The organism is Acinetobacter sp. V89_4, from assembly GCF_029967875.1.
GTDB classification, from domain to species: Bacteria; Pseudomonadota; Gammaproteobacteria; order Pseudomonadales; family Moraxellaceae; genus Acinetobacter; species Acinetobacter oleivorans.
The window spans coordinates 314,323-327,047 of sequence record NZ_JASCAI010000001.1; the positions used below are offsets into that span (position 1 = coordinate 314,323).

Below are 12,725 nucleotides of genomic sequence, written 5' to 3' on the forward strand. Positions count from 1 at the left end.
TGAGATGTTAACTAGAAATTTTATAACTACTTCCCTTATTCTTTTTGCGGGTTTTCATCAATATGTCTATGCGATTGAAGATGTTTCTTTACCGAGTCAGGTGCTTCAAGATCAGCGTTTAAAAGAGCTTAACCAACAAATACAAGACCAGCTTGCTCAGCAAACTCCTTACCAAAACACCAAGCCATTACAGGATTTTAAGCATCTGGTTGTTGAAGAGAGTCCATGTATAACGGTTAAAAAAATTAGTCTTATTCCTTTAAATGACCAGTCAGAGTCTGAACTACAGCAATTTAACTTTGTGGTTAAGGCTATAAAAAAACACCCACAGAATGTTTTGGGTAAATGTATTGGAACCCAAAGTTTACATAACATCGTGAACTATGCCCAAAACGAACTTTTAAAAAAGGGTTTTATTACCAGTCAAATTGTCGTGAGTCCGCAAGACTTAAATCAGGGTAATTTAAACCTGAGTGTGCAAATCGGCCGCCTGAATAAAATCATAATTCAGGAAGGTAAAATTTCTTCATTACAACTTAAGACAGGCTTGCCATTTAAAGCAGGTGACATTGTAAATCTAAAAAGGCTCGATCAGGGGTTGGAAAATCTCAAACGTGTCTATGCGGTAGATATGCAAATTGCGCCTGCAAGTGCTCAAGATAAAGAATTAACGGGCTATAGCGATTTAATACTCAAACTTCAGCCACTACAAAAAGTTAATTTCAATTTAAGTGTAGATGATTCGGGTAATCAGGATACTGGTACCTATATGGGAAACATCGGGTTAGGCGTCAATAACCCGTTTCATTTAAATGATATTTTATCGTTAAACGTGAGTCACTCATTAGATGACTTTCATGAAGACTTAAACCGAAGTTATTTTGTTAGTTATCAATTACCTGTTGGTTATTATGATTTAGGTCTTAGCTACAATGACTATCAATATAAGCAAACAGTCTTAGGTGCGAATGGTCCACTGCTTTATCATGGTAACAGCCAACAAGCCAACCTGAATTTGTCTCGTGTGATTAGCCGTAGCGGGCAGCATAAAACTAGTCTGTATGGAAAACTTTATCATAAGGAAAGCCAAAGTTTTATTGATGATGTTGAGATTAATGTCTTACACCGTAGGACTTCAGGCTGGAATTTAGGGTTTCAGCATCGTCAATATTTAGGAAATGCAATATTAGACGGCAGCATCGATTACCGTCGTGGGATGGGAGTAGGTGCCCGAACTGCACCAGAAGAAAATATTACCAATATTGAGGGAAAACATCTTCCTGTTGAAGGTTACTCCCGTGCGCCACTTTTAAGTGCCGATTTACGTTTTAGCACACCATTCCTTTTGCTCGAAAAACCGGCTCAATATCGCCTTAACTGGCGTGGACAATATGCACCGAAAATTCTAGTACCGAATGACCGCTTTTATATTGGTGGTCGCTATAGCGTGCGTGGTTTTGATGGTGAGCTCATGCTTTCTGGCGATAACGGGCAGTATGTACAGCAAGAAATCAGCTTGAATACACCAATTCCAAATACCCAGTTTTACATGGCGGTCGATCAAGGCTGGGTCAATGGGCGCAATAGCATACCCGGTCAGCGTTATTTACTCGGCAGTGTTTTAGGGCTACGCACCTATCAAGATAGTTTTTATCTGGATGCCTTTACAGGTCGGGGGCTAATTGCACCTGACAGCATAAAAAAAGACTGGGTTACCGGTTTTAGTATCAACCTTTCTTATTAATTTACTTTAGAAAAGACTTAATTCATGAACAAGAATAGTTATCGCATTATTTATAGCAAAGCACGTCAAATGTTTGTGGTGGTGGCCGAAAATGTACGAAGCCAAACCAAGGCATCAGGCCAAAGTGAAGCAAGTAGCCAGAGCAATATTAATAACACTGAATCTCAGGCATTTCACCAACTCTGGCAAGTGAAAGCATTGGTTGCCAGTATAAGTTTGTGGATGCCTTTAGCACCTGTCTATGCGGGTATTGTGGCGGATAGTGCAGCAAATGCTGCGAATAGAGCAGTGATTGGTGCTGGTAAGAACTCGGCTGGTACAGTCGTTCCTGTCGTCAATATTCAAACTCCCAAAAATGGGATATCCCATAATATTTATAAACAGTTTGATGTACTGGCTGAAGGTGCCGTCCTGAATAACAGCCGCCAAGGGGCTACGACACAAACAGTAGGAAACGTTGCAGCCAACCCGTTTTTAGCTACAGGTGAAGCACGAGTTATTTTAAATGAAGTCAATTCATCAGCCGCTTCACGCTTTGAAGGGAACTTGGAAGTTGCAGGGCAAATGGCAGATGTGATTATTGCCAACCCGTCTGGTATTAGTATTAAAGGTGGCGGCTTTATTAATGCCAACAAGGCAATTTTCACCACAGGTAAACCTCAGTTAAATGCTGATGGCAGTATCAAGCAGTTTACGGTTGACCAAGGAAAAATTACGGTCTCAGCAAACCCGAATTCTAAATTTGGCTTAGGGGGAAATAATAACGATGCAAATTATGTAGACCTCTATGCGCGTGCATTAGAACTCAGTGCTGAACTACGTGCTAAAAATGATATTCAGGTCATTGCCGGGGCGAATAATGTCAGTGCAGACCTACAGGATGTTACTGCTAAAACAGGTACTGGAACCGCACCGACATTGGCGGTAGATGTTAAAGCGCTGGGTGGGATGTATGCCAATAATATTTACTTGATGGGAACTGAAAAAGGTTTGGGCGTGACTAACGCAGGGACAATTCAGGCAGTAAACAATCTGGTGATTACCAGTGCCGGAAAAATTGAGCACAGTGGCACAATCAGTTCGACCAGTAAAACTCAAGGTTTAGTGAACATACAAACAACGGGTACTGGTGCAGCGGGTGATATTAATAATAGTGGAACAATCTCTGGTAAGGGGATAATTAATTTAGATTCAGCTAATGATTTAAATATTACTGCAAAAGAAGTTAAAATTGATGAGGGTAATAATACGGCATTAATTTTAGCTGCAAATGGAAATATTAACTTAAAAAATGAAATACAATTAAAAAATTCAGCGGTAGATGGTGGAATTTACTTAAATGCTAATAATGTTAATTTAGAAGGTAATGCAACAGTTGATGGGAAAGCTGATGTTAATATTGTAGGTAAGGAAAGTATTTTAATTAAAAAAAACAACAATATTAAATCAGGGAAAAGTATAAGTATATTAGGTAGTGGTTTAAGTTTAGAGGGAAGTGAATTGACCTCTGGTCAAAATATTAATCTTCAAAATGGTAGTGTAAATAAAAAATTATTAATTAGTGATTCTATTGTTAAAGCAGAAGGAGATTATAATTTTTATAGTCATGGAGATCTATCTATTAATAAAATTGATTTTTCACAAAGTAAAGATAATTTGAAAAAACAAAATATTAAAGTTGGATCAGGTGGAAGTTTGGAATTAGGTGAAAATTTTACCTTTAACTCAAAAGGAGGTGCCAATTTTGAATCAAAAGGTAATATTAATCTTGGAGAAGGTCTTAAGTTAAATTTGGATGGTGATGTTGGTATTATTTCAACTGGTGGTGATGTTAAGGCAAATACGCTAAATTTAACATCAAATCTAGGAGGGATTTATTTAAAATCTAATGGAAATATTAAAATTGATTCAAAGGTAATGGAAAAAAAAATTTTGGATTCAAAAGGAGTGGATATAGGGTTATTTAATGAGGAGGTGAGTGAAAATCATATTAATACTTATAGGGATTTAAATATTTATTCTAACCATGATGTTTATTTAAATGGAGTTGATTTTAAGTCAAGTTTTGGTGGTATTTTTGTTGGGGGAGAAAATATAGATGTTGATGTTTATAGGTATTATAATGTTTATGAATATTATGGTGGTGGGTATAGTGGTGGGTATGGTGCAGGGGGAGGTAACCGTAAATTAAGTAATAATATAAATAAATTTGAGGCTAATAATATATTAATGCTTTCTGGAAATACGTTGAAAGTAAGTGCTGGTAATTATAATACAAAAAATAATATAAATTTATTTTCTAATGGTAGTGTTTATTTTAATGCAGGTAAAATAAACTCTGGTGGACATGTAAACATTCAAGCTAAAGATAAGTTGATTGTTAAAAGTGGTTATAGCTGGATAGGATTTGATGATAGCTATATATCTGGATTTAATGGCTTTAAATCTGAGGGTTTAATTTCACTTTTGGGTAATAATGTTGAGCTTAATGGGCTTTTAAAAGTTCAAGGAGGGGCTATTTTAATAAATGCACTAAAGGGATATGATGAAAAACAAATAGATTTATATTTAATTTCAAGTAAAACTAGTTTTATGGATGGAGATAATGTATTGAAAAAATACAATGGAACTATTGACATCCAATCTAAAGATAACTTGAATTTTGGTTTGAATTATATTAAGGCTTATGGTGATATAAATTTATATTCAAGTGGTGGTTTAGTGCTCAACAAGAGGCATGATTATGATCTGGATGAGGGGAAGAATAATAAAGAAATTGTTTCTGAAAATGGAGCTATTAATCTTTCAGCAGACTATATTGATTTAAATGCGGCAAGGTTAAAGTCAAAAAATGGAATTTCAATCTTGGCTAATAAGGGAGATATTAGTCTTAATTCTAAAAATGAAAGTGTAAGTGATTTTAATATAAAGGCTATGGAGAAATTTACTGAGAGTTATGGTGATCCCTATAGTGAATTTGAGTTATTTAAAAAAAATAATCCAGAATATGAAAAAAAACTGAATAACTTAAGAGGTTATATCTATTCGACTAAACATGCATTCTCAGGTAAAGGAGCTGGGCAAAAGCGTATTGATTATGCTAATAATGAAATTAATAATGCAGAAAAAGAAATAATTAATCTTAATAATGTATATGGTGTGACAAATCTTTACAATAGATATAACCTTTTATTTTCTGAATATGCAGTTATTTTAGGTAAAAAAAGATTTAATTATTATTTTGAAGATTTTAAACAAGTTAATGAGATTATAGATTATTCTGGTTTAAATTTTTCAGGATATCTACATAGAGGGGTTGATTTACAATCCGATGGAAATATTAATTTAATTTCAAATAATGGTATAATTATAAACTCTGCAAAAGTAAACACGCTTGGTGATTTTACTGTATACGCTAAAGGTAAATTAGATAAGAAAAAAACAGCTGAGTTAGTGGAAAACCAGTTAGATTCTTCGATTGTATTTGCAAATGTAAAAGATCAATATGAACTTGGTAAAGAAAATGAAAATTATTATCAAAAAATAGATATTACTAAGCCAAATAATATTAATGCGAAAAATATTAATTTAATTGCTAATGATCAAAGTGGGTTAAATTTAATACTACAAGGCACAGATATTAAGGCAGCTGATACAGTTAATATTGTTGGAAGTGGAAATATAGATTTTCGCCATAATGTGGATAATATCTATACAAAGACTCAACAAACTACAACAAAAGAATCGATATGGGGATTAAAAAAATCTACTAGAACCGAAACGAGTATACTAGAGGGAGTTATTGGTAAAAGTGATGTACTGAAAGCAAATAAAATAAATATTGAGTCTCTGGGAGGGAATATATCATTATATGGTACACAAATTCAGGCGCCTAAAGATCAGGTGAAATTAAAAGCAGCTAAAGATATTTATATGGTCACTTTTCAAGATCAGATAAATGAAGTAAGTACTATTAAAAAAGATGCTGGGTTTTTAGGAGTTGAATATAGAGATTCAAATTCTGTTGGTTCAAAGATTGTTAATAATCAAATACCCACTGTAATAACAGGGCATTATATTGCTTCTTCATCTGGTGGAAGCACATATTTAGAAGGTACACAGTTTAACTTTACTGAAGGAGTTTCAATTAAGGTGGGTGATGGTCCTAATCCTTCTCCCGATGCAAAATTGGTTATTACTTCAGCTAAGGGCTTATATTCGAATATTCAGGATAATAGTAAAAAGAATACTTTCTGGCAAAGTATGGAAAGTAAGGGTACAGTTGAAGAACTTGCGAATTTACCTAAATTTAATGGTCCAGTTAATAATATTAAAATTGAAGGAAGTTTATCTGTACAGGTTCCTATTAAACAAGGAGAAAACTCAGAAGTTGTCGATATTATTAATACTTTATCAAAAGAAAAAGGATATGAGTATTTAAAGACTTTAATTGATAATAAAGATAAAAATGTAAACTGGATGGCTGTTGAATTAACGAAAAAAAATTGGGACTATAAGCAGCAAGGCTTAACACCAGCCGGTGCTGCAATATTAACTATTATTGTAACCGCTTTAACAGCTGGTGCAGGATCTTCTGCCGCAGGAGCACTTGGTTTCTCAACCACTGGAGTGGCTGCCTCAATGGCTCAAGCTGCAATTACTTCACTTTCTACTCAGGCAAGTATCAGCTTAATCAATAATGGAGGAAATGTTGCTGCCACGTTAAAAGAATTGGGTAGTGACCAATCAATACGTAATTTAGTTGCTTCTATTGCTACAGCGGGCGCGTTAAAAAGTATATCTGTACAATTTAACTTACCGGAAACTAGTACCGCATTTAATGACCGTTTATATGTAGCATTTGTTAATAGTACTAGCTCATCTATTATTAATTCCGCAATCAATGGGGGTAGCCTGAGTGATAATCTTGAAGCATCACTTTTAGCGGGTCTTAGTAATAGCTTACAGGCTGAATTTGCTCAGAATATTGGATTAAGTTTAGATATAAAAGACCCTACAGTTATAGATTCTCTGTTACATAAGATTGCTCATATTGCATCAGGTTGCTTAACTGGAGCTATTCAAAAACAATGCGAAGCTGGAGCAATTGGTGCTGGTGTTGGTGAGATTGTTGCAGGAATGATAGAGCAACCAAATAAAGATGCAACTGCAGAGGAAATAAATAAATATCAAGAAAAAGTCATTAACACTTCTAAATTAATATCAGGCAGTTTAGCTAGTTTAGCTGGTTATGACGCAGGTTATGCTGCATCATCAGCTTCTTTAGCAGTCAGTAATAATTACTTAACTTCAAAAAATTATAGAGATTTAAAAACAAATTATGATGGCTGTATTAAAGGTGGGGGAAGTGTGGGTAAATGTAGTGGTGCAATGATAGCTGCTGCAGAAACTATTAGTAAAACAAATGACACACGTCTAAGAGCTGACTGTGCAAATGCTACAAGCAATGCCTGCATTAATGGCATAAAAGATCTTTTTGAAGGTGAACGAACTCGAAATGAACTAAATAAAGTAAATAAAATTTTTTATAATTCTGAGTATAGTAAATTTAATAGTTGGCCTAAATTTAATAGCCTTTCAAAAGCAGATGCCAATATCCGTGATCTTGGTAGTTTATATTCAACTTTCGAAAAAATAGATTTTTGGCAAAAAACAAATTGTAATAGTATTTCAACCGCAGCCTGCCAAACTAAATATAAACAATATTTAGATGCAAATGAGGCTACTCGTGTTCAAATAGCGGGAGGCTTGGATAGAGTCAAATCAATGCCAGTGATTGGAAATACAGTGACTGTTGGTGACGCGGTCATTACTTTAATCACAGGCACAAGCTTGAGTACGAATGATCCAAGCCGTTTAGTTGCTCTGGCTGAAATCGCTTCTGTTGGTATTACACGTTATATTCCACAAGTTGGACCTGTTGTTCATGTTGCACAACCTAAATATGCTGGACAGCGTTATACATCTAAATTACTCAATGATAATAAAGATCAATCGCTTAATCCAGACTCTATCAGAAATGCAATAGCAAATAATCCAGCTTGGCTAAAAAGTAAGGTTAAATCAGATGCAATATCAATAGCTATTGCAAAGGTTCAAACTGCACAAGGGATTCAGAATATAATAGCTGTTAGTGGAACATCTTGGAATGGAAATGCTCCTACGAATATATCGGTTAATGGAGTTAAATATCAAGTTATTACACAGGATTCGCGTAGTGTTGCTGCTATACAAATAGGATTTAATAATAGTGGAAATCCGAAAACAAATTATAACCATGCAGAAATGAAACTTTTTAGTTATATTAAAGATAATTACTCTGCTACCCCAACTAAAGTTACAATGACTGTTCAAAATACTGCTAATACACAGGAAAATCCAGCTGGATTATGCCATGCTTGTGTATTCTCAAGTTCTAGTGGATTTACAAAAGATATGCCTTTAGTAAATTTAACATTATTTCATGGATCTACTAAAAAATAGTTTTTTAGTTTTTTTATAATTGTAGGTATCATATTATGGTTGATTTTGTACAAGAATTATCGAGCTGTAGAGCTAATTATACAAAAATTCCTTTTTTCCCTGAGAAAGTACAAGGTTATTCGGAAAGTGAAATAGGAGAAATTTCAAGAAGGTATAACTTAAATATTCATGGACAATTTAAAGATTTTTTATTGCAAATGGGGAAATGTTCAGGAGGGTTGCTTTGGGGAAGTAATTTTCCTATGTATAGTTCATCTTGGTCTATTAAAGATTTCGAATTATTCCAAGTTAATGAAAAAGCTGATCAAGATTATATGTCTTGTCCTGGAGCAAAAGATCCTATTGAAGAAAAAATATTTTATTTGCACTCTGAGAATGATTTAACTTTATTTTATTATTTATTTACTAGTCAGGAAGATGATTATGTTTGGGGGTATTATGAAGATGAGGACAGAAAAGTTGAAAAAACAGAGAGTACCTTATTAGACCAATTAAGATACTATGTTTCGATGACTACAGAAATTGGAAAATATATTGATTTTAATATGGATGAAGATGAAATTAAAAAAAATATAATAGGGCGTTTGTTGTAAAAAATAGTGACTATTTTTTTAATTATGTCCCATTTTGTTAATTACTATAATAGGAACAGTATAGCTATTATTCATACTAGATCTTGGTTCTAAAAAAATTGAATTAGTTTATAAGTAATGGGTTTGCTCGCCATAACTCTATTCCATCAATCAATTCTTTGATTATATAAAAAAGCCTCATAACGAGGCTTTTCTATACTCTTTATTTAATATTGGGATCGCCTTTTTTCAAGAAAAAGCGAATCGCTAGTTTTTGTAGGAATGTTCCATAAGGAGGGTGGAAAAGCTGAGTCGGGAAAAACCGATGGCGTATAAATACAGTTTTTGCATGTGACAGTTCACGGAAACCTTCTTCGCCATGATATGACCCCATACCTGAGTTGCCGATACCACCGAAAGGAGCATCATGGTTAACTACATGCCAGCCCCAATCATTGATGGTCACACCGCCCGAATGAGTTTCACGTAAAATACGATCACGTTCTACCGAGCTATGTGTAAAGCAATAAAGTGCTAAAGGTCGCTCGTCCGATTTCACATAGGTAATCGCATCATCTAAAGAATCATAAGCCATCACAGGTAAAATAGGACCAAAGAGTTCTTCTTTCATAATCCGCATGTCTGACGTGCAATTCAGCACAATTTGTACAGGCATTCTACGGCCTTGTTGGTCGAAGCTATAAGTGTCACAAGGAATAACGCGTGCACCTTTTTCTTGTGCATCGATCAAAATATCTTGAATACGTTTTAAATGACGGTCATTTACAATCGATGTGTAATTCTCATTGGTTGTAATGTTTTGACCAAACATTTTTATAAAGCTAGATTTTGCTGCATCCACAAACTCATCAATACTTTCTTTTGGAACCAACGCATAGTCAGGTGCTACACAGATTTGACCACTATTTGTTGCTTTACCATGCGTAATACGTTTTGCAGCGTCAGCAAGCGGGTAGTTGCGGCTTACAATAGCTGGTGATTTACCCCCTAACTCTAGTGTAACAGGCGTTAGATTTTCAGCAGCAGCTCGCATGACGACTTTGCCAATCGCAGGAGAGCCAGTAAATACAATATGGTTAAATGGCAAAGAGGTAAATCTTGCTGGGTCTGTAATTTCTTCACCAAACACGGCTACTTCATCTTCGTTAAAGACTTCGGCAAGCATGCGTCGAAGCATCGCATTGGTATTCGGGGTAATTTCAGGCAGCTTAATCATGACTCGATTGCCCGCAGCCAAAGCAGCAATTAGTGGGCCAAGTGCTAAATAAACGGGGAAGTTCCAAGGAACAATCACACCAACCACGCCTTTAGGTTGGTATTGCACACTTAAACGGTTCGATAAAAATAAAAGCTCGGTACGGCGTTTACTTGGACGCATCCAGCGGCGTAAATGATGAATCGCATGATCGGCTTCTAACACAGAGCCAAGCAAATCGAGTAATTTGGATTCATCAAGTGATCTTGAGCTAAAATCAGCATTAATCGCAGCAGCCAAAGCATCTTGATAACGAATAATTTGTTTTTTGAGTTGATGTAGCTTTGTGCGGCGTGCCTCAAGACTCGGGTAGGGATCTGCCTCAAAATTGGCACGTTGTTTGGAAAAAATAAGTTCCATATATTCAGTGGCAGAGCCGCTATGTTCTTTTAAGGTGGACTGTTCCATTATTATTCCTTCCATACTTTTGCTTATCATACTTTATGCTTGAAGCGTCGTATGGTCGATGTTAAATTGAGACAACAAGAGGTAGTTTAGTGCCATTATGCACGTCACTCTAGGGATGGTGTGAGTTAAATGCCTAAAAATCTTTATAAAAATGCAAATAGTGTTATTGAAGGAAATTATGATAATACATCCTTAGGTTCGAATACATATTTGCTAGGTTTGACCAGTTTATTCGATGAAATGGGTTCGCAAGGCCATTCAATATCAGAAGTTCTGTCTGGTACAAATATTTCGCTAGATACGATGAATCAAACCTCTTTATATATTTCTCAAGTCCAAAAAATTCAGTTATTTCAAAATATTCAAAAACTATCTCACGATCCCTTAATTGGTTTGCGTGCAGGGCAAAAGCAGCGGCTGTCAGATTTTGGGGTGTATGGTTACGCACTTTACTCTTCGCGTAATTTTAGACAAGCGGTAGAGCTTGGCATTCGACACATTAAGCTTGCAGGGCCTATTTTAAAGAAATCTTTTTATATTCGAGATGATGTTGCGATTTTTGAAGGGCAGGATATTATTGCACTTGGTAAGCTTTTGCCTTTGGTGTGCGAGTTTTGGTTTAGCTCTATGCAAACCTTAATTGAACGGGTGCTTGAAGGCCCATTTCAAGCCAAGAAGCTTTTGTTGCCCTATCCAGCGCCTGACTATGCAGAAGAATATGAAAAAGTGTTTCATTGCCCAGTTCAGTTTAATGCTGGGGTAATGCAATGGCACTTTGATTTAAAGTGGCTCGATGTACCTTGCCCAAATGCCAACCCGATTACTGCGGACATGTGTAAGTCCTTTTGTGAACGGATGCTTGGTGCAACTGAACTTGAAGAGCCTGAGTTGGTGAAAACGATTCGTTTAATATTATTGGATGGAACAGAACTTTTCCCATCAGCTCAAGAAATGGCTGAACGGTTACATATGTCAAAGCGTACCTTACATCGGCGTTTGGCAAGTTTTAGTCTGACTTATCAGGAGTTATTAGATGAAACTCGGCGCCGTCTTGCGGATGAATATTTGCGAGAAACAACTTTAACCGTAGACGAAATTGCTGAAAGAATTGGCTTTTCAGATACCTCTAATTTTAGAAAAGCCTATCGTCACTGGACAGGCATTTCACCAAATGAGTATCGAATACAGTACCTAAATTAGATTAAGGTTTGTTTGTTATTTAAAGCGAGAGAGTAACTTTTTCTGCAAAAATGGATTACAGAGCAAAATGGCAAATAAAATAATAAATATGCCGATAATGCTGAATAGATCCGGTAATTCATGCCAAAAAACAAATCCCCAAATTCCTGCAAAAATAATAGCAATGTAGTTCATGGGACCAATTTGGCCTGCTGGCGCTAAGCTGTAGGCATAAGACATAAATAGTTGGCTAATATTAGCTAAAAGTCCCGCAGCAATGAGCAGTACTAATTCATGCCAAGTGAAAATACGCCAATGCCAGAACATCGGAATAGAGGAAATTAAACTACCAAAAATACAGAAATAAAAAACAATACGTTCAGGCGGTTCTGTACTGGTTAAAGCTCTTACTGTTACAAAAGCCATCGCTGATAAAAAACATGCACCCAAGCCAATAAAAGACAGGGCGTTAAATAGACCTTGGTCGGGTTTAGCAACAAATAAAACCCCAACGAGTCCAATCACAGCGGCAAAAATCATCGATTTGGTAATTTTTTCTTTTAAGAAAAGCCATGCAATCAGTGGAATAAAGATAGGGGACGAATAACTAAAAACCATAGCATTTGATAGTTTTAAGTTCGCAATCGCATAGAAAAAGCCATACATGGCAGCAAGACCGACTAGACTTCGCCACGTGTGCATCCAGAGTTTATCGGTTTTAACGAAGTCTAAGCCCTGCTTTAAAAGCATAGGAATAAAAATAAATAAACCTACTGCATTTCTAAAAAATACGACGGTAGCATTGTCTACCGTTTGTGAAGCAAAACGAATGCACACTCCCATAATGGAAAATAATAATGCCGATGTCATAAGACAAAGCAGTGCTTTTCCAAGTTGAGTTGAGGGGAGATTTGGAGCAGTCTGATTTTGCATAGAGAAATGAGTTTTTAGTTTTCGGTGTTATCTTAGCAGTGATGCAGGCATTGAATGAAATATCATTTGATAATGATTCAATAGTGATATTTATTAAAATAAAAAAAGA

Annotated in this window: 6 protein-coding genes; 4 read left to right on the forward strand and 2 right to left on the reverse strand. The window is 35.6% G+C overall.

Features of this window, described 5'->3' with window-relative positions; all coding sequences use genetic code 11:
• Nucleotides 1–4: 4 nt before the first annotated feature.
• The 3 genes from QLG01_RS01530 to QLG01_RS01540 are packed head-to-tail and all read left to right on the forward strand — an operon-like array spanning nucleotide 5 to nucleotide 8,841.
• Entirely contained in the window at nucleotides 5–1,744 is a 1,740-nt protein-coding gene (locus QLG01_RS01530; RefSeq protein ID WP_282495673.1) for a ShlB/FhaC/HecB family hemolysin secretion/activation protein, read from the forward strand.
• Nucleotides 1,745–1,768: 24 nt separating this feature from the next.
• Nucleotides 1,769–8,248 (forward strand): DUF637 domain-containing protein, encoded by a 6,480-nt coding sequence (locus QLG01_RS01535; protein WP_282495674.1) that lies wholly within the window; start codon nucleotides 1,769–1,771, stop codon nucleotides 8,246–8,248.
• 35 nt (nucleotides 8,249–8,283) lie between these two features.
• Complete coding sequence (locus tag QLG01_RS01540; RefSeq protein ID WP_282495675.1) at nucleotides 8,284–8,841, forward strand: SMI1/KNR4 family protein; 558 nt, start codon at nucleotides 8,284–8,286, stop codon at nucleotides 8,839–8,841.
• 202 nt (nucleotides 8,842–9,043) lie between these two features.
• On the opposite strand, the gene QLG01_RS01545 is transcribed toward QLG01_RS01540, so the two are convergent.
• Nucleotides 9,044–10,504: a coniferyl aldehyde dehydrogenase gene (locus QLG01_RS01545; protein WP_151768392.1), complete on the reverse strand. Its 1,461-nt coding sequence runs from the start codon at nucleotides 10,502–10,504 to the stop codon at nucleotides 9,044–9,046.
• Nucleotides 10,505–10,633: 129 nt separating this feature from the next.
• Here QLG01_RS01545 and QLG01_RS01550 point away from each other — a divergent pair, with 129 nt between their 5' ends.
• Nucleotides 10,634–11,704, forward strand: coding sequence for an AraC family transcriptional regulator (locus QLG01_RS01550; RefSeq protein WP_282495676.1), 1,071 nt, complete (start codon nucleotides 10,634–10,636; stop codon nucleotides 11,702–11,704).
• Between the two features lie 15 nt (nucleotides 11,705–11,719).
• Here QLG01_RS01550 and QLG01_RS01555 read toward each other — a convergent pair whose 3' ends face one another.
• Complete coding sequence (locus tag QLG01_RS01555) at nucleotides 11,720–12,616, reverse strand: DMT family transporter (RefSeq protein WP_282495677.1); 897 nt, start codon at nucleotides 12,614–12,616, stop codon at nucleotides 11,720–11,722.
• Nucleotides 12,617–12,725 lie beyond the last annotated feature (109 nt).

What these genes read in the sequence shown, in the direction of transcription:
- QLG01_RS01530 (WP_282495673.1), top strand. Translation starts at nt 5, where the DNA reads ATGTTAACTAGAAATTTTATAACTACTTCCCTTATTCTTTTTGCGGGT.
- QLG01_RS01535 (WP_282495674.1), top strand. Translation starts at nt 1,769, where the DNA reads ATGAACAAGAATAGTTATCGCATTATTTATAGCAAAGCACGTCAAATG.
- QLG01_RS01540 (WP_282495675.1), top strand. Translation starts at nt 8,284, where the DNA reads ATGGTTGATTTTGTACAAGAATTATCGAGCTGTAGAGCTAATTATACA.
- QLG01_RS01545 (WP_151768392.1), bottom strand. Translation starts at nt 10,504, where the DNA reads ATGGAACAGTCCACCTTAAAAGAACATAGCGGCTCTGCCACTGAATAT.
- QLG01_RS01550 (WP_282495676.1), top strand. Translation starts at nt 10,634, where the DNA reads ATGCCTAAAAATCTTTATAAAAATGCAAATAGTGTTATTGAAGGAAAT.
- QLG01_RS01555 (WP_282495677.1), bottom strand. Translation starts at nt 12,616, where the DNA reads ATGCAAAATCAGACTGCTCCAAATCTCCCCTCAACTCAACTTGGAAAA.